Below are 24,889 nucleotides of genomic sequence, written 5' to 3'. Positions count from 1 at the left end.
ATCTCAGCTTCCGCACAAATTGAATTTGAACTTGGTACAGAAAATCAGGAGCTGCCGCGCGCAGTTGCTTTTACCCGCATGCCTGGGAATACTGATTGCCTTTTGTCTGGGCTTTGTGCATCCATTTAAGTCAACCCAGGAGGCTGCGCCCAAATTTCCATTGAAAATCAGCCCCAACGGGAGGCATATTACCGACAATAACGGGGTTCCGTTTCTGATGGTAGCCGACGTGGCCTGGCAAATGCTGCGGCGGCTCAGCTACAATGAGGCGGTTCAATATATGGATATCAGGAAGTCGCAATCCTTTAACACCTTCCTGGTGCAGCTGCTGCCCATGCTGCCAAACCAGCGAAACTTCAACAAGGTCTCACCTTTTATCAACAATGACATTACCAAGCCCAATAAGGCATACTTCGACTATTTTGGCAAGATCATAGCAGCCGCCAGGGAGCGAAATCTGGTCGTGGGCATTGTCGTATCCAGAAAAAGCTGGAACGTTATTTTCGACACCCATAGTGAAACAGCGTGGAAAGAGTACGGCACCTACGTCGGCAAGGCTTTTGCCGGTTATTCCAACGTTATCTGGATCGTAAGTGAAGAAGAATACCAGAGTGCGGCGCAATTTGGCGCGATTGCGGAAGGGATCAGGTCGGTTTCGGAGGGACAGATACTGGCTTCGCTGAATACCTGCTCACCTACTAATCTGAATGAGAACCCTTCGAATTTTTCGAGTCTGAAATTCATTATCCCCGATTCAACAGTAACTCCTTCCGAGTACGCTGCATTGGCCAACTGGCAGAAAAACTCGGCAGAAGCTACATTAAGGCCATTTTTAATTGCAAACTCTGAGTTTCCAAGAGAGATAACCGATCAGTCTTCATTGATCCGGACACAGGCTTACCAATCTATTATGAGCTCGGCAGCGGGATTTTGCCACATGAGCACGATCAAGAATTTCAATCCAACCTGGAAAGTCAATATCACCAAAGACGGCGCAGAGTACATTCACGAGCTGGTGAAAATCCTCAAAGGTATCCCGTGGGAATACATGCAACCCGACAAGCCCGACCTGCTGCCCGACTCCATTGACAAAGCCGATATCGGCATTGTTTCCCTGTCCAATAAACGAATGTGCATGATGTACCTGCCCGAGTCCAGGCCCGTCAAAGTTGATCTGAAATACTTGCACGGAAGTGAGTTTGGCGCTGTCTGGTACAGTCCGCGGACAGGCCGCAGGTGGGACGGCGGAAAGTTCAGCACGGCAGAACAGGTTGTGGTACAACCACCCGACTCACAGCCCGGCTGGGACTGGATATTGCTGATCGGCTCCAAACAGTAAGTTTGGCATTCATCTGTATTCTTAATAATATTACTAGATACTGACTTGCCTCTGCCGGAAAGGAGCGCCCCCATGAATTTACTGACACGATTTATTACATTTTGCCTGCTTACCTCCGTTTTTCCCCATTACAGTGAAGCTCAGGAGGTAATATGGGCCAGCAAAGTACTTGGCTACTCTTCTGAATTACGGCCTTCTGCATTCGGCCACGCTTCCCGCGCCAAACAAATCCTGGGTGAACCAAATAAGCTGCCCGATTTCGGGACAAGTCCCTGTGCATGGTCGCCCGCCGAGGCGGACAACAGAAGTGAAGACTGGATCAAAGTCGGATTTGAAAAAGCCATTCCTGCAAAACAGATTGCAATAGCTGAGAATTTTAACCCGGGAGCGATTGTGCGGGTATATGCTTACGATCCTTCGGGCAAAGAGTACCTCGTAATGGAGGCGCCCGCCAGTCAGCAAACTGTGAAAGGACGGATGCTGCGGATTTTTCCAAAGCAACAAAACCTGATGGTCAATGCAGTGAAGCTGGTGATGCAAACCGGCAAAGTGTCAGGCTTTAATGAAATTGACGCGGTAGGGATTTCGGAAAGTCTCGAACCGATTGAAGCCCGCATCAATGTAGCGACAGGCATTGACTTTAAGTCAAAGAAGGAAAATCTGGGTAGCGCGATTAACAGTAGCGGTCAGGACGTGGCGCCGGTCATTTCGCCAGATGGAAAAACCCTTTTCTTCACCCGCAGCAATTTCGCCGGCAATGTAGGTAACCCGGCCATGCAGGACGTTTGGTTTTCGACAGCTAATGAGAAAGGTCAGTGGGCAAATGCAGTGAATATGGGTTCGCCGATCAATAACGCGGGACCCAATGCTGCGACCAGTATCTCAGCCGACGGCAAAACGCTTTACCTGATCAATGTGTACCGTCCTGACGGGAGTATGTACTTCGGGTTTTCCAAATCATTTAAAACCAAGACAGGCTGGTCTTTTCCTAAAGAATCCAAGATCCTGAATATGCTTGAAAAAACGGAGAGTGTTGAAATCACCGTTTCCCCATTTGAGAATGTACTGATCATTTCGATTCAAAGACCGGACACTGAGGGCGGCAAAGACCTTTATATTTCGTTTTTACAAAAAGATGAAACCTGGACAGAACCGCGCAACCTGGGTTCTCTGATCAATTCGGCCGATGACGAGGGTACTCCTTTTCTGGCGCTGGACAATAAAACGCTGTACTTTTCCTCCTTCGGGCACAGCGGCTACGGACGCGGAGATATTTTCCTGACAAGGAGGCTGGACGATACCTGGCTGAAATGGTCGAAACCGGAGAACCTGGGACCTTCTATTAACTCGCCTTTGTGGGATGCATACCTGAACGTACCTGCAACCGGCGATTATGCATACTTTGCCGCAAGCGAAAAAACACCGGGTACGGAGGACATTTTCAGGATAAGAATGTCGCCGGAGATCAAGCCGGAGCCTGTGGTGATCGTAGCAGGCAATGTGTATGAGGCAGAAACGACCAAGCCGGTCAAATCCGAGATTGTTGCCGAGATCAAGAAAGATAACTCGGTTTTCAGCAAAGCGACCTTTGATCCTGAAACCGGCGAGTACCGGCTCATTTTGCCATTGAAAGAAGTTTACAAAGTAGCCGCTTCCGGGGAAGGTTACTTCCCGATCTCAGAAGAAATAGACCTGATGGGTGACACCGGTTTTAAAACCATACGTAAAAACCTTTATTTACAACCAGTAAAAAAGGGAGCGCAGATTCGGCTGAGCAACACCATGTTCGCACAAAGCAGTGCCACTGTGATAGAAACTTCCTTTCCGGAGCTCGACCGCATTGTGAATGCGATGAAGACTTACCCGACCATGGAAATACTGCTGGAAGGACACACGGATAACCAGGGTGAAGTACAAAAAAATGTGAAGCTGTCGGCTGACCGGGTGGCCGAAGTGAAGAAGTACCTGCTCGCAAAAGGCATTGAAGAAAAACGCATTCAAACCAAAGCCTGGGGACCGGCCAGGCCGATTGCAAGCAACCAGACCGAACAAACGCGCCAGCGGAACCGCAGGGTAGAATTTACGATTCTTAAAATCTGAAAAATGCCCTGTTAAGGAAATTTGTTTATTTTCGCGGCTACTTGATATGTTAATTCCGTGCATTTTCTCAAAACGGAACCCACCAGCAAACATCTGATGTCCCAAAATTTCACAAGCGAAAATCTGCGTTCCTGGCTCATTTTAATTGTCATTCTGATTGCCGGAACCGCATTAAGATTATATCGTCTGGACCGGTTCAGCATTTTTTTTGATGAGAAAAGTACGATGGTTGTCAGCCAGGGAATTGTCCTGGAAGGCGCGAATCAAAAGCCGGTTTATTCAACGCAAAGACTTGCGATCAAGGAGTTTTGGAAAACGCCTCCACTGGATTACAGACCACTGCAGGTAATACGCTCTTTTACCTACGAAGAAATTCCGACTGCCCGCGCGTTTACCCCTGCTGAATTCTGGGCACCCAAAACAATTAACGATTATTACGACGCCCTGACGCGCAGCGATATTGGTAACAGCCCGTTCTATTACCTGCTCCTGCACATCTGGATGGACATTTTTGGCTTGTCCGACTACTCCGCCCGATCTTTCTCGGTGCTTCTGAGTGTGATGATCATCGGTTTGACTTACCTGTTTGGCCGACGCTTTTTCAGTGCGAATACCGGGCTGATCGCAGCTGCCATTGTTGCTGTCGAGCCATTTTTCATTGCATACAGTCACCAGGCGCGCAACTACTCGCTTACTTTTTTCCTGACGCTTCTGGCGACGTATTTCTTTCTTCAGATCATCGAAAACAAAGCGAGCAAGCAAAAAACGGCATTGTTGTACCTGGGCTACATTCTTTCTGCAGGGCTAGGTTTGTTGTCGCACTTTCTTACCATTTCCGTTTTGCTTGCACACGGTGCGTATGCACTTTTCTTTTTGAGGAGTATAAAAGGCTGGATCAGAATGGCGCTGGCCGCAGTGGCTGCATTGTCGGGACTTACCTGGTGGCTTACTTTGGGAGGCGGTAAATACACGTTATATACGTTAAAGGATCAGGCGGACCTTTATAAAAGAATGGCGGAGACGATGCCTCTAAACAATCCTTACGGAACAATCCTGCCAGCTACCCTCGGCAATGTATTTCAACGTGCATTACCGATTTTCACCGATCTCGTCATCTTTACAAATGGGCTTACAGATGCATTGGGCGGGAAAAGGAATATTGTAGTCGCAATTGCTACGGGCTTGCTGCTCATCCTCTGGTTTCGTTTCAGAAATCACATCAAGGCGCCGGAACATATTAAAGACAAAGTACCTTTCCTGTTCATCATTCTTGCCGGGCTGTTTTACAGTCATCATAAGCTGCAGTTCAGCATCTTCTCTGTCAGCATTTTTGCATTGTCGTTTATTCCCGATATACACCGGGCTGCCAGTACTGAGGAGCGTAAGAGATTGTGGATGCTCTATTTAATGGGACTGATCCCTACTTTTTTCCTGATCTTCATGGCATTCCGCGCGGGGCACACGTATGGTTTGAACCAGCGCTACCCGGGATTTTCATTTCCTTATGTAATTGTTTTGTTAAGTCTGCTGCTGCAATACTACCGCAAGCTGCAACTTGGATACAGGGTATTACTTTACGTGTTCCTGGCAATTCAGCTGTGCTTTGTAGGCTTGCGTCTGCGGGAATTTTACCAGGACCGTTCTACCAAATACGGCTATTTCGCGGAGCCTCGCATATCGAATCCTTATTACGCAGCAGCGCAGAAGATCAAAAGCACCTATCAGAAGGGAGATACCATCCTTTATCCCGCGATCAAACTGATAGCGAGGCGTGAAATGGATAAAACTTTCCTTCCCTACTCCGTTCAGGACGCTCAATTGACCAACCTTTACCTACCCAAAGACGCACAGTACATCCAGGTAATGGACACGACTGAAACCGACCTGATCAGGCTCAAAAAAGCTGGACAGCCGGTACCGATGGTAATTGTCAACCTGAAAGGTGTCCGTTACTGAAAACCCGCCAGCATAACCTGCCCTTTTCAAAGCCGTCCAATAAGATTTCGTATATTGCGCACTTAAAACACACGATTTGACCGTTATTTTGTGAGCAGTTCCCTACAATTGATATACACATCACGCATGACCGCAGAAGAGATATTGAATGATCCACGGCAAATAAGCGGTGAGCTCCGCGTTAAAATCCTGGGTTTATACCATAAAGCCAATGCAGGCCACATCGGCTGCTCCCTGAGCTGCATTGATCTGATGATCGCAGTGCTTTTTCTTCAAAAATCGGTTGACGATACTTTTATCCTGTCCAAAGGCCACGCAGCAGCTGCACTTTATGCCTGCCTGAATGCATTGGGCGAAATCACTGACGAAGAGCTGGATACCTTTTATCTTGACGGCACTACATTACCAGCCCACCCGGCTCCACGCCAGTACAAGGGAATTCCTTTTGCAACAGGTTCACTGGGCCATGGTTTGCCTATCGCGACCGGAATTGCGCACGCCGCCAAGGTAGCAGGAGAGGAAAGCTATTCCTATGCATTGCTTTCTGATGGCGAAACAAACGAGGGTACTACCTGGGAAGCAGCCCATTATGCCATTCAAAATCAGCTTGATAACCTGATGATGATCGTCGACAAAAACGGTTTGCAGGGTTTTGGCTTTACGGATCAGGTTTTAGGTGAAACAGCTTCTGTTGAAAAATGGAAAGCAATTGGTTTTGAAACCATTGAAGTGGACGGTCACGATGTTGTATCCATCAGTATGGCGGTGAATGAGCTGAAAAGCCACAAAAACGGATTACCAAAAGCAATTATCGCGAATACGGTAAAAGGCAAGGGTGTTTCCTACATGGAAAACAAGCTGGAATGGCATTACCTGCCGATGAACAAAGACCAATATGAGCAAGCAACCCTTGAAGTAAAGGAGCGCTATTTTAATGAATTGACGAATGCTTGACCATTTACCGGTTTACCGCGAAAAAATTGAAAGTTTAAAAGGGCCAATTTTCGTTTTCGGAGCCAGCGGCTTTATCGGCGCCAATCTTTTCAACGATATATTCAAGATCCGTAAAGATTGCTACGCATTGACACACGATGCGACCAAAGCCTGGCGGTTGAAGCTGTTGAATGTGCCCTTCGAAAATATTGTGCACTGCGATATCCTTTCCAATAACTCTGTTCAGGAGATTTTTGAAAGATACAAGCCCCAGACCATATTTAACCTGGCTGCTTATGGCGCTTACAGTAAGCAAAGCAATGTCAATCTGACCTACGAAACCAATGTAATCGGAACTGCCAATATCCTGCAAAACTGTACACCCGAAATGGTTTACATTCATGCGGGCAGCAGCTCGGAATATGGTTTTAACTGTACTTCTCCGAAGGAAACCGACCGTGTGGAGCCAAACAGCCACTATGCAGTTTCTAAGGTCTCGGCAGCCTATCTGCTTGAATATTATGCCAAAGTTGCCAGTCTGAAAACACTGAATCTTCGGCTTTATTCCATTTACGGGTACTGGGAAGAGCCAGACCGGCTGATCCCGAAGCTCATTGAAAATGCCAGAAGAAAGGAGCTGCCTTCGCTGGTATCACCGGATATCAGCCGGGATTTTGTTTTTATAGAAGACTGTGTCGAAGCATTTCTGGATGCCGCATTGAAGATCAGCCCAGCAACGTCCGGCAGGTCATATAATATTGCAACGGGCAAAAAGACCACAATGGGCGACCTCGTGGATGTTACCCGGGCCACATTTTCTATTACGCAGGAACCGCAGTGGGGCAGCTTTTCAAACCGTAAATGGGACCTGGCCGAATGGTATGGCGATCCCTCTGCTTTCGAGCAGGATTTTGGCTGGAAGGCGCGGACTTCACTGCAAACAGGGCTATCAAAATACAGTGCGTGGCAGGAAAGTATCAGCTACGAGAGTAAGGTAATCCCCGCATTTGAAAACCCGAAACTGAACCCGGTAATTACGGCGATTATCGCGTGCTACAAGGATGCGCAGGCGATTCCTTTTATGTACGACCGGCTGGTAAAGACCTTTAATGAACTTAAAGTACGCTACGAGATCATATTTGTAAATGACAGCTCCCCTGATAATCAGGAAGAAGTTATTAATAAAATCTGTGACAAAGACCCGAATGTAGTGGGTATCAGTCACTCCCGCAATTTCGGGTCCCAATCAGCTTTTCTGAGCGGAATGGAAATCGCGACCGGCGATTGCGTGGTTTTAATGGACGGCGATTTACAGGATCCGCCTGAAATTATCCCGGCATTTTACGAGAAGTGGATGGAAGGCAATGATGTGGTTTACGGTGTGCGCGTGCAACGCGAGATGAAGCCGCACATTCATTTTTTCTATAAGACATTTTATAAGGTTTTCCAGGGCCTCAGCTACATTCCCATTCCAAGGGACGCAGGCGATTTCTCGATGATCGACCGCAAAGTGGTTAAAGAACTGGTAGACCTTCCCGAGACGGAGCAATTTTTGAGAGGACTTCGGGCGTGGGTCGGTTTCAAGCAAACCGGCGTACCTTATGTGAGACCTGAGCGGATGTTCGGAGTATCAACTAACAACTGGACAAAGAACATCTGGTGGGCGAAAAAGGCTATTTTCTCGTTCAGTTTCGCGCCGCTTGAATTAATGAGTTACGCAGGTTTTGCATTGACCGGACTTTCGATTCTGGGAATTATCTGGCAAATACTGGCAAAACTGTTCTTTTTCCCGAATACTCCACAGGGTATCAGTACGGTAATTGTATTGATCGTGTTTTTCGGCGGATTAACAATACTGGGAATTTCGTTCCTGGGAGAATACATCACCAAGATCTTTGAAGAGACCAAAAAACGTCCCAAATACATTCGCACCAGGATCAGGCGAGGCCCTAAATCCTACAAAACAGCAGAAGAGATTCGCGCATTGGTAAAGCAGTTAAGGAAGTAAATAGTAGTAAACCATAACAACTCAACATTTTGAAATTTTCGATAAGTATTGAATATTTTCCAAATCCTGAGGGCCTTCATGGTAATTATCAAACAAAAAACGCTGCATACCTACCAATTGAAGTACCCTGCGGCTGGAAGCGCGATCAGTGAGTGGGCACTGAAAACGGAAATCGCAGATTGGGCAAATTTTAGTGAAGTTAAAGCTGTTTTTAATAGTGTTGATTTTGCAAGCGACAACCGGTACATTTTTAACATCAAGGGAAATCAGTACCGATTGATCGTAATGATGTTTTTCTCAGTCCGGACGGTTTACATTCGCTGGTTTGGAACACACGCAGAATATGATAAAATTGATGTTCAAAAAGTTTAAGGATTGTACTATGGAAATCCGGAACGAAACTGATTATCAGAAGGCTTTCAAAAAAATTGACAGCCTGGTTGCGGCTAGTTTCGAGCGATCGGAAAGTCAGCAGCACGAATTTCTTGAACTCGCGAAAGCTATTCAGGAGTATGAAAAAAAACATTATCCATTACACTCTTTCGAGACGGAGAGAGCTACTCATAAATAACAGTTTGATTCATCATCAACAATGAGAAAAGAATTTTCAAATGCCATGGAACAACTTGCAATGGAAGACGATTCAATCGTTTTCATTACAGGTGACCTGGGCTATAATGCATTGGAAAACTTGCAGGCGAAATTGGGCAAGCGGTTTATTAACGCTGGCGTGGCCGAACAGAATATGGTCGGAGTAGCAGCCGGTTTTGCACACAAAGGCTATAAGGTTTTTTGTTACAGTATTGCTCCATTCATCGTTTACCGCTGTCTCGAACAGTTCAGGAACGATGTGTGTTTCAACAATTTACCTGTTTTCCTTGTAGGCAACGGAGGAGGTTATGGTTATGGAATAATGGGAAGCAGCCACCATACCATTGAAGATCTGGCTTGTCTCAGCGGACAGCAAAATGCCAATGTGTGGGTACCTGCATTCTCTGATGAAGTGGAAGCAGTTGTAAGACAAATTGCTGCTGACAGCCGGCCGGCTTACCTGCGTCTCGGTGCCGGAAAAACAACACCGGCAAACAGCATCGCAACAGGCTCTTTCAAGATCATTCACAAGCCTGACAATGCCGATATCACAGTTTTTGCATTGGGCCCGATTGCCAACAATGTGCTGGCAGCTCTTTCTTTATCCCCCGAACTTTCGGCAAAAGTGAACGTGGTTACTGCCCTGCATTTTCCATTGACAATCGAAAACGATCTTGTTGAGCTGATCAAAAACGCACCGGCTATCCTGGTTGCCGAGGAACATATCAGCACAGGCGGGCTCGCACAGCAGCTTTCAGTTCAATTGCTGGAAAATGGCATTGCTCCGCGCGGTTTTAAGAGTTTGAAAGCCGAAGGTTACCCTAACAGTCGCTACGGAAGTCAGACTTACCACCAGAAGCAATCCGGCCTAGATCCTGATTCCATTTTCACGCATTTAAATCAATTACTTATACCGGCATGACAAAAAAGGCTTTAACTGTCATTCTGAGCCTGATCCTTTTGCTACCGGTCCTGATTTATTTTACGGTCTGGAACTACTACGCTATCAATATCCCCAAGTGGGACGACCACGCATTCAAGGCATTTATCATTGAATACAGCCAGGCAGCTGACTGGAAAGGCGAGCTTCGTGCACTGTTGCGTCAGCATAACGAGCACAGGATCGTACTTACCCGCATTTTCGCGTGGCTGGATTTCTGGATATTCGGGTCGCTGAATTACAAGCACCTGATGATCTGCGGGAACCTGTTACTCATCGGCGTGATCCCGCTTTGGTTTGAGTTATTGAAAAAGAACAAAAAGCCACTTTTCGCCTTACTGCCTGTCCCCTTTTTGTGGCTTACGCTTGCATTCTGGGAAAATATGTATTGGGGAATGTCGGCAGTGCAGAATTTTGGGGTAGTTACACTGACGCTCTGGACAATGTTCCTTTGTGTGAAGCCCAAAACGCTCCCATTTGTCATCTCACTATTCCTGGCGGTACTCACAATGCTTACGAGCGGAAATGGGCTCCTGGTGCTACCGCTGGGCGCATTGCTCTTGTTTTTATCAGGCGACCGGAAACGTTTTGCAATCTGGATCCTTTGGAGTGGTGCCGCTGTTTTCGGCTATTTTTCGACTTACGAGAAGTTCGATAATAACCCGGTTACAAGGGCTGGCGTTTTTCAGCTGATCAAAGGTTATATGTCTTTCCTCGGCTCTTTTGCAGAATCATTCCCTGTACTCGACCACTTCAAGGTTTGTTTCTTCCTGGGTATTGTCCTGTTCTTCGTGGCCGTCTCAATTGTTTCAACAACGCTTTTCAGGATTGTCAGAAATAAATACACGAATAAGTTTGAGAAAACAACTGACTTGTTCTGCCTGGGAACTGTATTGTTCATTCTTGGAACTGCGCTGATCGTTGTTTATTCCCGCGCCGGATTCGGCATCGAAACATTGGTTACGAGCCGTTATAAGATCTACTCGGTCCTGCTGCTGCTCGTCGCCTACCTCTACGTGGTAATACCGATCAGGGGTTCGTTCCTGACACCGTACATTACGGCAATCGTCTTCCTTGCTGTGGTTTTCAATGTTTTCAGCTATCATTACCACCTTGTAGATGCCTACAATCTTCGTAAAATGCTGGTGACCGCACAATTCAACTCGACGTTTACGGACAAGTCTTTGCATTACCCTGCCGATACATCCTTTGCAGCCAATATCGTTGAGAAAACACCTGTTATTTACGATAAATGGCTTTCACTGATCAGCATTGCAGACAGGCAGAACTATGCCGGCGGATCACGCGGAATGGTGGAGCTGTTTGACAATACCACATTCAAGAAAGGTGAAAAGTCGCTGCTGGTCGAAAACAACCTTTTCAGCAGTCAGCGTTTACAGGACAGCGGTGTTTATGTGCTGCTGAGCTCAAAAGACCGGTATTACATCTTCCCGGCTTACCGGACACGCAATAAGAGCCGCAAAGAGCTGTTCTTGAAGCAATACTACTTTTCGAAAGGTTTTTATGCGGATATCCCGTTCACAGAACCGATCGAAAAAGGGGTGTATAATGTGGCATTAATCCGTCAGGACGGGGATAACACCGGTATACTTTTCAAAGACGAAAAAATCACGATCAATCCGATCAAAGCCAACAAGGTCAGGGTAAACTGGTAAACATGCGCACGAATTCATCAGGACATATTATTCAGCTGGACGGGATCCGCTTTATAGCGATCGCCCTCGTGCTGATAGAGCACCTTTTTGTAGAGGTGAATACAATCCCCGTAGGCGCAACAGGTGTTACTATCTTCTTTGTACTCAGTGGTTTCCTGATTTCCCGCATACTTTTAAAAAGCAAGGATAAAAATTACGGTACCGAGGGCGGTTTTAAAAAATACCTGGGCAAATTCTTGGTTCGCAGGACAATCCGGATTTTTCCGGTTTACTACCTCGTCATCTTGCTTCTGTACATTTTCAATGTACCTCCAACACGTGAAAAACTGGGTTGGCTGGCTTTGTATGGTACCAATATTTACATGGCGACCTACAAAAGCTGGATGGGTTCAATGGATCATTTGTGGTCGCTGGCAGTTGAGGAGCAGGTATATCTCATTTTTCCATTCCTGATCTTTTTTATACCCAGAAACAAGCTGGTACCCGTGCTCGGGATCATGGGCGCACTCAGCATTGCGTTCCGGTTATACTATTACTATGCAAATCCCGGGTTTGGAATTGACGACTGGATCGTAACGTATGTGAGTACACCGGCTTGTTTGGATTCATTTGCATTAGGTGGCTTAATGGCCTGGCTGCAGGTTTATAAAACTAGTTCCTTTGAGAAGTTATTCAGTAAATCCTGGCCGGTCTGGCTCGCTTTTCTGGGCTGGGTATTATTGCAAACCTGGTCGAAAACCTTTGAAGACAGGTTCAACATCTCGTTTGTCGTATTTGACAGAACGGTATCATCTCTGTTCGGCTTTTTCCTGATTGGCCGGGCGATTATGGGATATGGGGGGATCATGGCTGCGTTCCTGGAAAACCCGGTGATCATATACTTGGGTAAAATCAGTTATGGTTTGTACCTCTATCACAATTTTGTGTACAATCATTTTCACAGTGGACCAATGCACCCTACCGTGCGCCTTTTCAGGAAAATTTACCAGTATGTACCTGATCTTAAAGGCTCTGTGGCCTTTGAAGCGTTTGTCGTAATGGCACTTACAATAGCCGTGGCATCTTTTTCATGGCATTTCTTTGAAAAGCCTATCAATGCGTTAAAGGATAAGTACGCTAAGTAATTAATCATTTGACATATCAAGGTTCCAGCCTTTATTTATTAATTTCGCGTAACCATACCAAATAAAATTCTGCATGTCATACCGTCTAAGTATAGTGATGCCCGCGTACAATGAACAGGATTGTATAGAAAAAGTAGTTTATAATTGGACAGACTTCCTGAAACAAACTTTTCCCAACGATAATACAACGCTCATTGTCATCAACGACGGTTCCAAGGACAACACAAAAGTGCTTTTGGATAAACTGGAAAAAGAAGTTTCCAATCTGACGGTGATCAATCAAAAGAATGGCGGCCACGGCAATGCAGTTGTAAATGGATATCGCAAAGCACTGGAACTCAATTCTGAATACGTATTTCAAACCGACAGCGACGACCAGTTCGTTTCAGGTGACTTTCATAAATTGTGGGAAAAGCGTGATCGTTCACAGTTTATTCTGGGCTATCGCGAAGTAAGGCACGATGCAGGTGTGCGTCTGTTCATTACCAAGTTCCTGCGCAGTACCATCTCCCTTGTTTACGGTACATATATTATGGACAGTAACATTCCATTCCGTTTGATCAAAGGGAGTTTTCTTCAAAAATTAATGAACCAGCTTCCAAACCCGGAGCCTTTTGCGCCTAACATTTTCCTTTCGGTTATGGCCAAAAAGTCCGGACAAGAACTGTTTGACATACCTATCACGCATAAAGACCGTGAAACCGGAACCGTATCGATCGTGAAATGGAACCTGTGGAAAGTTTGTATACGAAGCTTCAAGGAACTGCTGCGTTTTCGTCTTGAACTCAATAAGAAGGTCAGAGCGATACGTGCTTAAAACATAAGCTGTGTCAAAAAAGAGCATTTTCATTGTCCTGTTGATTGTTATCATAGCGTCGGCAGGATATTTCTTATATAAGTGGACACGTGGTTCCACGGCTGCATGGAAGTTTATACCCTCCAATGCAGTGGTGGTGATAACCAGCGAACATTTGCAGGATTCCACCTATGTGGCTACCGAGGCAGGTCTTGATTTGAAAAGGCTGCCGCTGCTAGATGTTGCGAGCGACAACCTTTCCCTCCTCAACCTGCTTACCACGGATAAAAAGCGGCTTTATAACTTCCTGAAATCAAAAGCTGTCTCCTACTCTTACCACCCTCGTACTGCAACTGAATGGGGTGTTTTGATGTATATTCCTGTTACTTCCGAGGAAGAACAGTGGCTTTCGAGTCCGCAAAATGCAAACATCCGGGCATTGCACCATAATTTCCAGAATCACCGCATTACCGACATTATCGACCGCAATTCACGGCCGCTGTTCTCTTACCTGGTTGAAGATAATCTTTTGATCGTGAGCTATTACGGTGACCTGATCGAAGATGCAATGCGCGCTTCTTCCCTCAGCATTCAATCGTTCCGGCTGCGTTCCAGGTTTTCCAATATTGATGATTCCGAATTTGGCACCAGCATTTACCTTCGCAACGATGCCTGGAAATCGGTGGTTTCACCAGATAATGCGATTGGCATATACACCGAATTCGCCAGGAACTTCCCGACTTACCAGGATTTCCACATTGAATCAAAGCTTGGTAAAAAAGGGAATCTGACATTGAAATCGCTGGGCAGCGACGCTCCGGATTACTACATGGCGAATATTTTAAAGGATATTCCGGGAATGCCCTTTGCAGGTCACAAGCACATTTCGCAGCAAACTTCATTTCTATACCGCTCAGCTGCTGCGGACAAAGCCGCCTTCCAAAAAGAGTTTTCAAAATGGCATAAAAAATATAAATCGTCCTCCTGGGATAAGCTGAATTACTATATTTCTTCTGAAAGTAACCTGCTCATCAACAATCTCGGTTCCGAGCTGATCTTGTGCCAGCTGGAAGAAAATAACAGTATCAGCGACGGGAAGATCTTGCTTGCAGAGTTTTCAAATTATGACAAAGTGCGGCCGGTTTTACAGAAACTTGCGCGGCTGTCGAACACCGAAACAAATGCGTCGGTGGACCAGTACCAGGGTTATGATATTTATTCAGTGCCGATTCCAGAGTTGCCTTCCGGGCTTTACGGACCAATGTTCTCAGGATTTCCACGCAGCTATTTCACTTATGTGGCGCCCTATCTCGTGATCAGCAACAATTCACAGGTTTTACAGAATTACATTGTCGATTACGAAAACCAGATCACCTGGAAACAATCTCCCGAATACGACAGTGTTTTAACCAAAACAAATGTAGAAGCCCAGCTTTCGGTGATCGTAAACCTGAGAAAAGCACAAACGCGGGCAGGAAATGAGGGATTTACCAAGTATTCCGACCTGATCTCAAAAATGGAATCGGTCTCTTTTCAATGCCGTTATGCAAAGGGCGAGGCTTTTCCGGAGATTACATTTACACCTAAAAAACGGCAGACAGCCAGCAAAGTACTTAACCGCACTTTCCTCAATATTGATATCGAATGGCCTGATCTCTTTGACACGGAACTAACCGCATTGCAGAACCCGATCGATGGAAGTTCAGAAATTCTGCTGACCGATAAAAGCAGCAATCTTTTGAGGACCAATAACCTGAGAGAAGGTAAAACAGAGGTGATCGCCAAGCTGGACGGCCCGATTGTTACGGCTTCCTACAAGGTCGATTTTCTGAATATCGGCAGGCAGCAACGCATTTTCGCTACTGCAAAAACGATTTATGCGCTGGATGAAGATGATTCTACGGTAGTATCTACATTCACCGGTATACTCCCCTCCTCCGCCGATATCAATGCATTGTATTCCATTGACGGAGGCGACGAAGGCAGTAACCGCTTTATCATCAAAACTACTGCGGAAGAGCTTTTCATTTGGGAAAGTGTGACCAAGCCGGTGAAAAGACTGAACAGCTCTGTGCGGTTTGAGAACATTCAAAGCCCCGTTATCGCATTGAACCAGATCGGCAACAAAGGGTTTATTGTCACACAGAAAAACGGCAAGATCTACCTGCTGAAAGAAAACGGCAGCGTACGGCAGGGTTTCCCGGTTGATATCCTTACACGGACTGCGAGTGCATTCACCTGGACACAGGATCCCGGAACCGGTCAGCCGGAGCTGGTGGGCGTAAGTGTTTCCGGTGAGCTGGTAAGGATCAATATGGAGGGAAAAATCACTTCCAGAAAACAATTGCTGCGCCCGGAACCCGGTTCTTCTTTCAGGACATTGTTTGACCGGAATTCCCTTGACTGGATATTGGTGAGATCTGTTAACTCGAAGACCGCGATCATTAACAAAGATGGAAAAGAGCTGTTTGAGATCAAGGATATCCTCCCAAATCCTGTTATCCAGTATCATTTCTTCGGCGTGGATAACCGTTTTATCACTATTAAGTCGGGAGGCTATACCACTGTTTTTGATATGAGTGGCAAACGTTTGGGCGACAAGGCTATTCCATCCGAAATGCCGGTGCAGCTTACGTATCAGCCAGGCTACTACAAATTATTGATTTTCAGCAGATCAGAGAAAAAGATCCAGGTTTGGTCTGTCAAATTGCGATAGTTAAATGAAGATTCTGAAATACTTGTTGCTGATTCTTGGCTCGGTCGTTTTTGCGATCGGGCAAAGTCAGTATCTGCTTACGAAGGTGGGAGAATGGAAGCTTATCAACGATGGTTACCAATACGGAGACCTTTACAGGTTATCGAACCTATCGGACTTCAAAGATCCCAGGCGCACATGCACCGATTACATTCCGCCCGCCAAAGCGCCGGGAATGCGCAAAGTTCACCTTTATATCATTGGAGACAGCTTTACGGAAGCGCAGCGCGTGGGCTTGAAGGACTTTTCTGTTGATGCATATACCTACGTCCATTGGTCTGATTTCCTGCATATCAAGCTTGATACCACAGAGACTAACATACTGCTTTTAGAATCAGTAGAAAGACATTTTCGCCAGAAAATGGTTAGCCCGATTCAGGTACTGATCCCCGATACTGCAACTTTCAGGACTGAGGTATCACCGCCTCCGTTTATGAACAGGCTTGACGATGCTTTCAATGCGACCTACACACGCGACAGGCTGGACGCTGTTTTATTCCAGAATGACTTTTTCCTGCGTGTTAAGGAATGGAGAGCAGATCTGCAGCACCGACTTTTCGATCGTGTTAATGAATCCGTAACGATGGTGAATAATGACCAGGATATGGTTTTCTATATGGATACCGACACTGCCGGCGTAACATCTTCTTTCAAGGAAGTGAGTAATGGTGAAATCGATACGATGGTACTCAACCTGAATGAAAGTCGCAAGTTTGCTGAATCCATAGGATTTGCGCATGTTTTCTTGTCTGTGATACCCAATAAAGTTTCCGTATTAAATCCCGGGTACGGTGTTTACAATCATCTGATCGAACGCATTTACGCCCACCCGAAACTGAATATGCCGACAATCGACGTACTTGCCGATTTCCGCAAAATGGGACGCAGTTCTTATCTTAAAGGCGACTCGCATTGGACCTGTGCCGGGCAGTACTTGTGGCTCAACAAGGTAAATGCGGAGATCAACAGCATGGTTTCTGCTAAATCACGCGTTCTCTGAATCAGAAAAATCTTCTGCATTGCTCATTTTGGCAGTCAGCTTGCCTACTGTTAGTCCCTGCACGATTATCGAGAACAGTACCACGAAATAGGTGATTGCAAGCAGGATATCCTTGCTTAATCCACTATCTATCGATAAGGCGAGCGCAATGGAGACCCCGCCCCGCAAGCCTCCCCATACCAGGATCGTAATAGATTTCTTGCCAAACCGGTTACGGAATGGGATAAGCCTCACCGGAATGTAAATGGAGATAAACCGCGCGAAAAGTACCACCACGATTGCCACGATACCCGCCCAGCCGTATTGCTTCAAATCAGGAATAAGCAACAGCTCGAAACCGATGATCAGGAACAAAATCGCATTTAATATTTCGTCGACAAGCTCCCAGAACTTATCGATATAGTCACGTTCCGTTTCCGAAACGCCACCCAGATTTTTACCATAATTACCTACAACAAGACCGGCCGCAACCATAGCCAGCGGTCCCGACATGTGCATCGCCTGAGCCGCAAGGTGCCCGCCCATGACAATCGCCAGCGTGATCAAAACGTGCACATTATATCCGTCAACCCGGTAGATCATTTGCGAACCGACAAAACCAAGTAATAATCCCAGCACAATGCCGCCCAGCGCTTCCTTGATCAAAAGCATGGAAATGCCGCTAAACGAAGTATTTACCTCCTCTCCCCGGGCAATTGCCAGCATTAAAATGAAAACCACAACAGCCACGCCGTCATTGAAGAGCGACTCGCCGGCAATCTTTGTTTCGAGTGATTTGGGCACGCCAGCCTGCTTCAAAATACCGAGTACTGCAATAGGATCTGTGGGGGAAATCAATGCGCCGAAAACAAGGCACTGGATCAATGGAATGTGAATACCTGTGAGCGGCAGCAGGTTGAACATCATAAAGCCGATCACGAAGGTAGAAATCACCACGCTGATCGTCGAAAATACAATAACGGGGATCCGCTGCTCCCTGAGATCTTCCAGGTGCAGGTGGATCGCGCCTGCGAACAGTAGGAAGTTCAGCATGGCGCCCATCAGGATCTCGGTAAGGTCCACACTTGCGATCAATGTGGAGATGCGCAAAAACGTTCTTGGAAAGAGGCTGTCAGTCGCAATCAGGCCCATGGAAACAATCAGTGCGATCACCATAACACCAATGGAAGCAGGTAACTTTAAGAACCTCGCATTGATGTAGGAAAAGACAGCAGAAAGGACAATTAAGGCAGAAAACGAGTAATACAGCTCCATAAAAAAAATTTAGACTAGTCAAAAATAACGATTACTGATAAAGTATTCAATTCAGGCCGGGTGAGCAGGGGTAATTCTAAGGGTATTCTAATGTTCTGTAATTGACAAGGTTTGCCCATTTCAGAGAATGCCGCCGACTGTTTTCAGCATTTTAAACTGATTCTTTCCTACATTTAAGAATGTGATTTGCCGGCAGCATTCACCTGTAACTATTCTTCATGGAAAAGCCTTTCTTCCCGCATATTTTCACGAAAATGTACCTGTGCAGGATCTTGCCCGCATTTGCTCTTGCATTTATTTCAAACTACGTTGCAGCGCGGGACCAGTTACGGCCGGGATTTGATAAAGCAGAATACACGGAGCTCTTCCAAATGCATGTGCTCCTTTACGATTCAACTAAAACCGATACCACACGTCCCAAAATAGTTGTTCCACGGCCTGCGCATTACCAGTCCGTCTACCAATCTCCCATTGTAGGTCTTGATAACAAATGGGGTTTATGGAAGAAAAATGATCGGGTGGCGGCTATCAATGTGCGGGGCACTACGCTGAACCCGACGGGCTGGCTTGAAAACTTCTACGCGGCGATGGTGCCAGCCAGGGGAGAACTGCAGCTTTCCAGCACATTTACCTTTAGTTATCATCTGGCCGATCACCCAAAAGCAGCTGTGCACATCGGCTGGCTGGTCGGCACTGCATTCCTCGCGAGGGATATCGTCCCTAAAGTAGATTCTATGTACCAGGCCGGAACACGTGAATTTCTGATCATGGGGCACAGCCAGGGCGGCGCAATCGCTTACTTGCTGACAGCGCACTTATATGCACTCCAGAAAGAGGGGAAGCTGCCGAAGGATATCAGGTTCAAAACGTATTGCAGTGCCGCCCCGAAAGTGGGTAATACTTACTTTGGCTATGAATATGAGCACCTGATCGACGGAGGTTGGGGTTACAATGTAGTGAATGCGGCTGACTGGATTCCCGAGGTTCCATTTTCCGTGCAGACGCTCGACGATTTCAATAAAACCAATCCATTTAAAAACATAGATGGTATCATCAAAAAGCAAAAGCTGATCGCACGGGTTGCGATGAAGCATGCGTATAAGAAAATGCGTAACCCCAGTATGAAGGCGCAACGGAACTACGTGAAGTATCTTGGCAATTATGCTTCAAAATCTGTCAAAAAAGTACTTCCTGAATTTCAACCGCCGGTTTATGCGAATACGAGTAACTACGTCCGCATTGGTCCGACTATCACATTATTGCCGGACGAAGCGTATTATCGCAATTTCCCCGATTCTGAAAAGGATATTTTTGTCCATCACCTCACAGCGCCCTATCTGTACCTGATAGAAAGATATAAATACTAAATCCGTTTCCCCCGATTATACAATGCGAATACTGCTGATTTCACTCCTGCTTCTTACCCACCTTTTTGCGAATGCCCAGTACAAAACGCGTTTTGAAACAAGCGGCGGCAAGCAAACACCGACTTACGATGAAGGTATCGCGTTTTATAAACTGCTCGCAAAGAATTTCCCGCAGATTCAGATCACCGAAAAAGGCCCGACAGATAGTGGCTGGCCGCTGCACCTGGTACTGTATTCGAAAAACAAGGTTTTTGATATTAAAAAGCTGAAAGCGCAGCGCAAGGCAATTTTGTTCGTCAACAATGCGATTCACCCGGGAGAATCCGACGGCGTGGATGCTTCCATGATGCTACTCAGGGATATCGTAACAAATCCAGGTAAGTACCCTGAAATGGATAGTGTGGTGCTTGCAATTATTCCATTCTATAACATTGGCGGCGCATTGAACCGGAACAGTACGACGCGCACCAATCAGGAAGGTCCTGAGGAATATGGATTTCGGGGAAATGCGCGCAATTATGACCTGAACAGAGACTTCATCAAAAGTGATACGCGAAATGCACGGAGTTTCGCGGCTATTTTCCACGAGCTGGACCCCGATCTTTTTGCAGATACGCACGTAAGCAATGGAGCAGATTACCAATATGTGATGACCCTCGACTATGCGCAGAAAGACAAGCTGGGCGGACCGCTGGGCGATTTCAACAATGATGTTTTCCTGCCTTATATGTACAAACACCTGAAAGAGGCAGGGTTTGAATCCACTCCTTATGTAAATGCCTGGGGCCAGACGCCCGACAAAGGATTTGTTCAGTTTCCTGACTGGCCGCGGTATTCTACGGGTTATGCGGCATTGTTTCACACGATTGGTGTGATGACAGAGACCCACATGCTCAAACCGTACGATCAGCGTGTGAAGGTCACGTACGCTTACCTGCACGGGAACCTCAAATTCCTGGCTGCTAACAGGAACAAGCTGCTGAAATTACGCCAGGAAACGAAAGAATCGGTGAAAACGCAGGAGCGATTTGCGATAACCTGGCAGGTGGATAAGGAGAAAAATACGCAGATCGAATTCAAAGGGTACGAACCAGAGTATATCAAAAGCGAGGTAACCGGAGCCCAGCGGCTTCATTATGACCGCACAAAGCCATTTACCAAAACAATCCCTTTCTATGATACTTACGTTCCGCTGGACGAAGTCACGAAACCAGATGCATATGTGATTCCGCAAGGCTGGCATAACGTAGTTGCATTGTTGAAACTCAACCAGGTATCCATGCAGCAGCTTGAAAAAGATACGGAACTTGATGTTGAAACCTACTATATAGAAGATCTGGAATCACCAAAGTCGCCATTTGAGGGACATTACTGGCATACCAGCGTAAATGTCAGAACTGAAAAACAAAGGCTTCCCTTCAAGAAAGGAGACTGGTATATACCTGTCAACCAATGGACTAACCGCTATATTGTAGAAACATTGGAACCGAAAGCAGTGGACTCCTTTTTCAAATGGAATTTCTTTGACACGATTTTGCAGGCGAAGGAGCATTATTCCAATTATGTCTTTGAAGATCTGGCGGCGGCGCTTCTTGCCAAATCACCTGAGCTGAAACAAAAGCTGGAAGCAAAAAAGAAAGCCGAACCGGAGTTTGCAAAGAATGCAAATGCCCAGCTCGACTTTATTTATGATCAGTCGGTTTACCGCGAGAAGGAATACTTGCGGTATCCGGTTTTCAGGGTTGTTAAATAGATTATTGCATGATCAGAACCTGAATCCGAGGCTGAAACTGAATTCGCCGGTTACCTGCAGGCCACGGATAACGGTGGTAGATACCTGGTACTTTTCCCGGTCCACATACCTGGAACCCAGGCCACCGTTGAGGCTGATCTGAAATTTGGGTGTAACCTGAAAATTAATGTAGTTGTTAACCAGCAAGCCCATTCTCACCCATTCAGTGTTTTGCTCGTTTGAGATATACCCGCCTGTATTGGGATCGTAGATCGATGAATTATTCCATCTTTCGCCTTTGCCGAAGAAGAAGTTCGGACCGACGGCATAGGTAACTTTTCGCTGTCCGAATGGATAGATTTTTAAACCGGGAGAAAAATAGAACATGTAAGATCCATTGTTATCTGACACGTCAAAGATGTAGGTGGAAGTTCCAGGAATGGTGACAGTCAGCGGAATAATGATTCCGAAATAGCCTTTTTTGTCCACTATACGCTCGTAGCTGATGCCGAAACCGGGGCCGCTGTCAAGTGCTTTAAATGGAGAGATGTTGATCAGGTTAGCGCCGAAATCTTCATTTTCACGTTCTACGACGGTCCTGGCCCGGCCACCATCAATTCGGTCGGTCATGAAAACGGTTTGTCCATTTTCGAATTCAATGCGTAGAACATCCTTTTTGAGGATCACGAAATTGGCGCTGCTCTCTTCCTTGTTAATCTTGTAAGTAATGCGGTCGACGCCTACTTCGGTTACCTTTCCTTCGACTGTTTTTCCATTTTTCCTGACGATGATATCCTGCGCGTGTACGGCAAAAAACATGAGGGAGAGCAGGAATGTTAAAGTACTGTTTTTGATCATGGCTACATATGGTTGATGAGAATTAGCTAAATTTATGAAAAGGGCAGACAATCGTGCGATATTTTTTCATGAACGTTAAAAACGTAACTGCTGTTATACCGTCGGCCGCTGGCCACAATAAAATCTGGCTGGGAATCAATATCTGAAACAGCCGCTAAATAAAACAAATGACATTTCAGGAATTAACACTCATTGAGCCTATTACGAAGGCTCTGAAAGAAGAAGGATACACTACCCCCACCCCTATTCAGGCAAAAGCGATCCCGATTATTTTAGACCAGAAAGACCTGCTCGGCTGCGCGCAGACCGGCACAGGAAAAACGGCCGCTTTTGCAATACCTATGTTGCAACTGCTTTACAACAAGCCTGTTGGCAATACCGAGAGACAGCGGATCCGCGCATTGATACTAACACCAACGAGGGAACTTGCGATTCAGATCGGCGAAAGTTTCGCTGCTTATGGCCGCCATACCGGGTTAAAACATACAGTGATATTCGGTGGTGTCGGGCAGAAGCCCCAGACCGACGCATTAAGAAGAGGAGTTGATATCCTGGTGGCGACACCGGGCCGCTTGCTCGACCTGATCACCCAGGGTTTCATTAAACTCAACCAGCTGGAATTTTTCGTTTTAGACGAGGCAGACCGTATGCTGGATATGGGTTTTGTGCATGACGTCAAAAAAGTTATAAAATTATTGCCGGCTAAAAGGCAGTCACTTTTCTTCTCGGCTACCATGCCGGCTGCAATTGTGCAGCTTGCGGGAACGATCCTGAACCAGCCTGTAAAAGTGGAAGTAACTCCGGTTTCATCCACAGCTGATACGATCAGACAGTCTGTTTTCTTTGTGGACAAATCGGATAAGAATTCGCTGCTGCTGCATATTTTGCAAGACCAGTCTATTTCAACTGCATTGGTTTTTACACGTACCAAACACGGAGCCGATAAAGTGGTGAAGGTTTTGAGAAAAGCCGGCGTTACATCGGAAGCTATCCACGGTAATAAATCGCAGAATGCACGTCAAAATGCATTGAAAAACTTCAAAAGCCAGACTACCCGCGTTTTGGTAGCAACTGATATCGCTGCCCGCGGAATTGACGTAGACGATCTTACCCACGTGATCAATTATGAAATCCCGAATATTCCGGAAACTTATGTTCACAGGATTGGGCGGACCGGCCGCGCGGGAGCAAAAGGGATTGCTATCTCCTTTTGCGACAAAGAAGAAAAGCTTTTTCTACGCGACATTCACAAGCTGATCGCCAAAAACATCCCGGTTGAGACCAACCATCCTTTTGCTGTATTGAGGTAAATGCGTAAGAGTTACTCTGATATCAGCTTGTCACAGGCACTGGATTTGACCAAAAAGCCAGGTTCAGTGCTTGTTGACGTGCGTGAGCAATGGGAATTTGAGGAATTTAATGAGGGCGGGATCAACATCCCGCTCGCTGATATCAGGGAAAAGAGGGAGCTGCTGGCAAACTACGATCCTATTATTGTGATCTGCACCAACGGTGTTCGCAGCAAGGTAGCTGCGATGGACTATTGCCGGGTGCCTGAATGGTCTGAAAAGACCATTTTTCATGTAAAAGGCGGCATACTCGAAAGTTAGGCTGCCTTCCTGCAAATCCCTATACAGTCAATGTACCGCTGAAAACCTTTACGGCCGGGCCAATCAGATAAATATCGCTGAATTCGCCATTGTCAGTGTTGGTAAAAGCGACTTGCAGCGTACCGCCGATTGTTTCTACTTTGATCGGACTTCCCCAGCCTTTTCTTAAATGGGCAGATAATGCACAAGCTGTAACGCCGGTTCCGCAGCTGAACGTTTCATCCTCTACCCCGCGCTCGTACGTTCTTACGCTCAGATGGTTCTCCTCGATTATCTCAACGAAATTCACGTTTGTGCCGCCTTTGGGTCCATAAACCGAACCATACCGGATCTCGCTTCCTATACCTACAACATCTGCTTCATTTACATCATCCACATAAGTGACGTAATGTGGGGAGCCTGTATTCATGAAATCAAATGCATCGTACCGCTCCAAATCTTTCACTCCCGACATTTTTAGCGTGATGGTGTCGCCGCTGATTGTAGCTTCGTGCTCGCCGTCAATAGCTATAAACCGCGTTTTACCGGAGAAAACGCCAAGGTCGCTGGCAAACTGAACAACACAGCGCCCGCCATTGCCGCACATGCTGCCTTCTCCACCGTCTGCATTGAAATATACCATTCTGAAATCGTACGCTGTGTCATTTTGAAGCAGGATCAGCCCGTCAGCGCCTACACCGAATCTTCTGTGGCAGATTGACGCAATGAGTTCTTTCGAAACCGGGAATTGCAGGTTTCTGTCGTCGACCATCACGAAATCATTTCCGGTGCCCTGGTATTTGAAGAATTCGATTGTCATTGTATTTTGCTGTTTGAGTTGACGGATTTGTACAAAACAACAAAACCCTGC

At 46.3% G+C, this 24,889-nt stretch carries 19 protein-coding genes; 16 read left to right on the top strand and 3 right to left on the bottom strand.

Annotated features, from left to right (window positions below; translation table 11 throughout):
* Positions 1–19: 19 nt before the first annotated feature.
* The 12 genes from ASG33_RS06635 to ASG33_RS06575 all read left to right on the top strand — a co-directional run bounded on the left by ASG33_RS06635 (position 20) and on the right by ASG33_RS06575 (position 17,218).
* The gene (locus ASG33_RS06635) at positions 20–1,339 is read left to right on the top strand and encodes a DUF4038 domain-containing protein (protein WP_229238578.1); all 1,320 of its coding nucleotides are present in this window, start codon (positions 20–22) and stop codon (positions 1,337–1,339) included.
* A gap of 72 nt (positions 1,340–1,411) precedes the next feature.
* Positions 1,412–3,439 (top strand): OmpA family protein, encoded by a 2,028-nt coding sequence (locus tag ASG33_RS06630; protein ID WP_056281572.1) that lies wholly within the window; start codon positions 1,412–1,414, stop codon positions 3,437–3,439.
* Positions 3,440–3,535: 96 nt separating this feature from the next.
* The gene (locus tag ASG33_RS06625; protein ID WP_056281570.1) at positions 3,536–5,395 is read left to right on the top strand and encodes a glycosyltransferase family 39 protein; all 1,860 of its coding nucleotides are present in this window, start codon (positions 3,536–3,538) and stop codon (positions 5,393–5,395) included.
* A 126-nt stretch (positions 5,396–5,521) separates the two neighbouring features.
* On the top strand, positions 5,522–6,349 hold the full coding sequence (locus ASG33_RS06620) for a transketolase (protein WP_056281568.1): 828 nt from the start codon (positions 5,522–5,524) through the stop codon (positions 6,347–6,349).
* Positions 6,342–8,336, top strand: a complete 1,995-nt coding sequence (locus ASG33_RS06615; RefSeq protein ID WP_056281566.1) for an NAD-dependent epimerase/dehydratase family protein — start codon at positions 6,342–6,344, stop codon at positions 8,334–8,336. Before ASG33_RS06620 ends, ASG33_RS06615 begins: the two co-directional genes overlap by 8 nt.
* A 78-nt stretch (positions 8,337–8,414) precedes the next feature.
* Positions 8,415–8,708 carry a type II toxin-antitoxin system HigB family toxin gene (locus ASG33_RS06610; protein ID WP_056281564.1) on the top strand — a complete coding sequence of 98 codons (294 nt, stop codon included), beginning with the start codon at positions 8,415–8,417 and terminating at the stop codon, positions 8,706–8,708.
* A 220-nt stretch (positions 8,709–8,928) separates the two neighbouring features.
* Complete coding sequence (locus ASG33_RS06600; RefSeq protein ID WP_056281560.1) at positions 8,929–9,849, top strand: transketolase family protein; 921 nt, start codon at positions 8,929–8,931, stop codon at positions 9,847–9,849.
* Positions 9,846–11,543: a hypothetical protein gene (locus tag ASG33_RS06595; protein WP_056281558.1), complete on the top strand. Its 1,698-nt coding sequence runs from the start codon at positions 9,846–9,848 to the stop codon at positions 11,541–11,543. Before ASG33_RS06600 ends, ASG33_RS06595 begins: the two co-directional genes overlap by 4 nt.
* Positions 11,544–11,545: 2 nt before the next feature.
* Positions 11,546–12,667, top strand: a complete 1,122-nt coding sequence (locus ASG33_RS06590; RefSeq protein WP_056281555.1) for an acyltransferase — start codon at positions 11,546–11,548, stop codon at positions 12,665–12,667.
* 73 nt (positions 12,668–12,740) lie between these two features.
* Positions 12,741–13,484 (top strand): glycosyltransferase family 2 protein, encoded by a 744-nt coding sequence (locus ASG33_RS06585; protein ID WP_056281552.1) that lies wholly within the window; start codon positions 12,741–12,743, stop codon positions 13,482–13,484.
* 10 nt (positions 13,485–13,494) lie between these two features.
* The gene (locus tag ASG33_RS06580) at positions 13,495–16,179 is read left to right on the top strand and encodes a DUF3352 domain-containing protein (protein ID WP_056281550.1); all 2,685 of its coding nucleotides are present in this window, start codon (positions 13,495–13,497) and stop codon (positions 16,177–16,179) included.
* A 4-nt stretch (positions 16,180–16,183) separates the two neighbouring features.
* Positions 16,184–17,218 (top strand): hypothetical protein, encoded by a 1,035-nt coding sequence (locus ASG33_RS06575; RefSeq protein WP_056281547.1) that lies wholly within the window; start codon positions 16,184–16,186, stop codon positions 17,216–17,218.
* Here ASG33_RS06575 and ASG33_RS06570 read toward each other — a convergent pair.
* The gene (locus tag ASG33_RS06570) at positions 17,204–18,472 is read right to left on the bottom strand and encodes a sodium:proton antiporter (protein WP_056281546.1); all 1,269 of its coding nucleotides are present in this window, start codon (positions 18,470–18,472) and stop codon (positions 17,204–17,206) included. The genes ASG33_RS06575 and ASG33_RS06570 overlap by 15 nt on opposite strands.
* A 218-nt stretch (positions 18,473–18,690) precedes the next feature.
* On the opposite strand from ASG33_RS06570, the gene ASG33_RS06565 reads away from it, so the two are divergent.
* Together ASG33_RS06565 and ASG33_RS06560 are read left to right on the top strand one after the other, a co-directional pair.
* The gene (locus ASG33_RS06565) at positions 18,691–19,839 is read left to right on the top strand and encodes a lipase family protein (protein WP_229238577.1); all 1,149 of its coding nucleotides are present in this window, start codon (positions 18,691–18,693) and stop codon (positions 19,837–19,839) included.
* Positions 19,840–19,861: 22 nt separating this feature from the next.
* On the top strand, positions 19,862–21,592 hold the full coding sequence (locus ASG33_RS06560) for a M14 family metallopeptidase (protein WP_056281542.1): 1,731 nt from the start codon (positions 19,862–19,864) through the stop codon (positions 21,590–21,592).
* Positions 21,593–21,604: 12 nt separating this feature from the next.
* Here ASG33_RS06560 and ASG33_RS06555 read toward each other — a convergent pair whose 3' ends face one another.
* Positions 21,605–22,429, bottom strand: coding sequence for a hypothetical protein (locus ASG33_RS06555; protein WP_056281541.1), 825 nt, complete (start codon positions 22,427–22,429; stop codon positions 21,605–21,607).
* A gap of 167 nt (positions 22,430–22,596) precedes the next feature.
* Between ASG33_RS06555 and ASG33_RS06550 the strand changes: the two genes are divergently transcribed.
* Together ASG33_RS06550 and ASG33_RS06545 are read left to right on the top strand one after the other, a co-directional pair.
* Positions 22,597–23,739 (top strand): DEAD/DEAH box helicase, encoded by a 1,143-nt coding sequence (locus ASG33_RS06550; RefSeq protein ID WP_056281538.1) that lies wholly within the window; start codon positions 22,597–22,599, stop codon positions 23,737–23,739.
* Positions 23,740–24,039: a rhodanese-like domain-containing protein gene (locus tag ASG33_RS06545; RefSeq protein WP_056281535.1), complete on the top strand. Its 300-nt coding sequence runs from the start codon at positions 23,740–23,742 to the stop codon at positions 24,037–24,039.
* A gap of 19 nt (positions 24,040–24,058) precedes the next feature.
* Here ASG33_RS06545 and dapF read toward each other — a convergent pair whose 3' ends face one another.
* A complete protein-coding gene (dapF, locus tag ASG33_RS06540) occupies positions 24,059–24,838 on the bottom strand; it encodes a diaminopimelate epimerase (RefSeq protein WP_056281532.1) in 780 nt (259 codons plus the stop codon).
* Positions 24,839–24,889 lie beyond the last annotated feature (51 nt).

It is taken from the genome of Dyadobacter sp. Leaf189 (genome assembly GCF_001424405.1).
In the GTDB taxonomy this organism is placed as follows: domain Bacteria; phylum Bacteroidota; class Bacteroidia; order Cytophagales; family Spirosomataceae; genus Dyadobacter.
This window is presented reverse-complemented; position numbering and strand designations above follow the sequence as displayed.

What these genes read in the sequence shown, in the direction of transcription:
- dapF (WP_056281532.1), bottom strand. Translation starts at nt 24,838, where the DNA reads ATGACAATCGAATTCTTCAAATACCAGGGCACCGGAAATGATTTCGTG.
- ASG33_RS06625 (WP_056281570.1), top strand. Translation starts at nt 3,536, where the DNA reads ATGTCCCAAAATTTCACAAGCGAAAATCTGCGTTCCTGGCTCATTTTA.
- ASG33_RS06545 (WP_056281535.1), top strand. Translation starts at nt 23,740, where the DNA reads ATGCGTAAGAGTTACTCTGATATCAGCTTGTCACAGGCACTGGATTTG.
- ASG33_RS06620 (WP_056281568.1), top strand. Translation starts at nt 5,522, where the DNA reads ATGACCGCAGAAGAGATATTGAATGATCCACGGCAAATAAGCGGTGAG.
- ASG33_RS06600 (WP_056281560.1), top strand. Translation starts at nt 8,929, where the DNA reads ATGAGAAAAGAATTTTCAAATGCCATGGAACAACTTGCAATGGAAGAC.
- ASG33_RS06615 (WP_056281566.1), top strand. Translation starts at nt 6,342, where the DNA reads ATGCTTGACCATTTACCGGTTTACCGCGAAAAAATTGAAAGTTTAAAA.
- ASG33_RS06575 (WP_056281547.1), top strand. Translation starts at nt 16,184, where the DNA reads ATGAAGATTCTGAAATACTTGTTGCTGATTCTTGGCTCGGTCGTTTTT.
- ASG33_RS06555 (WP_056281541.1), bottom strand. Translation starts at nt 22,429, where the DNA reads ATGATCAAAAACAGTACTTTAACATTCCTGCTCTCCCTCATGTTTTTT.
- ASG33_RS06585 (WP_056281552.1), top strand. Translation starts at nt 12,741, where the DNA reads ATGTCATACCGTCTAAGTATAGTGATGCCCGCGTACAATGAACAGGAT.
- ASG33_RS06560 (WP_056281542.1), top strand. Translation starts at nt 19,862, where the DNA reads ATGCGAATACTGCTGATTTCACTCCTGCTTCTTACCCACCTTTTTGCG.
- ASG33_RS06550 (WP_056281538.1), top strand. Translation starts at nt 22,597, where the DNA reads ATGACATTTCAGGAATTAACACTCATTGAGCCTATTACGAAGGCTCTG.
- ASG33_RS06610 (WP_056281564.1), top strand. Translation starts at nt 8,415, where the DNA reads ATGGTAATTATCAAACAAAAAACGCTGCATACCTACCAATTGAAGTAC.
- ASG33_RS06595 (WP_056281558.1), top strand. Translation starts at nt 9,846, where the DNA reads ATGACAAAAAAGGCTTTAACTGTCATTCTGAGCCTGATCCTTTTGCTA.
- ASG33_RS06590 (WP_056281555.1), top strand. Translation starts at nt 11,546, where the DNA reads ATGCGCACGAATTCATCAGGACATATTATTCAGCTGGACGGGATCCGC.
- ASG33_RS06630 (WP_056281572.1), top strand. Translation starts at nt 1,412, where the DNA reads ATGAATTTACTGACACGATTTATTACATTTTGCCTGCTTACCTCCGTT.
- ASG33_RS06565 (WP_229238577.1), top strand. Translation starts at nt 18,691, where the DNA reads ATGGAAAAGCCTTTCTTCCCGCATATTTTCACGAAAATGTACCTGTGC.
- ASG33_RS06570 (WP_056281546.1), bottom strand. Translation starts at nt 18,472, where the DNA reads ATGGAGCTGTATTACTCGTTTTCTGCCTTAATTGTCCTTTCTGCTGTC.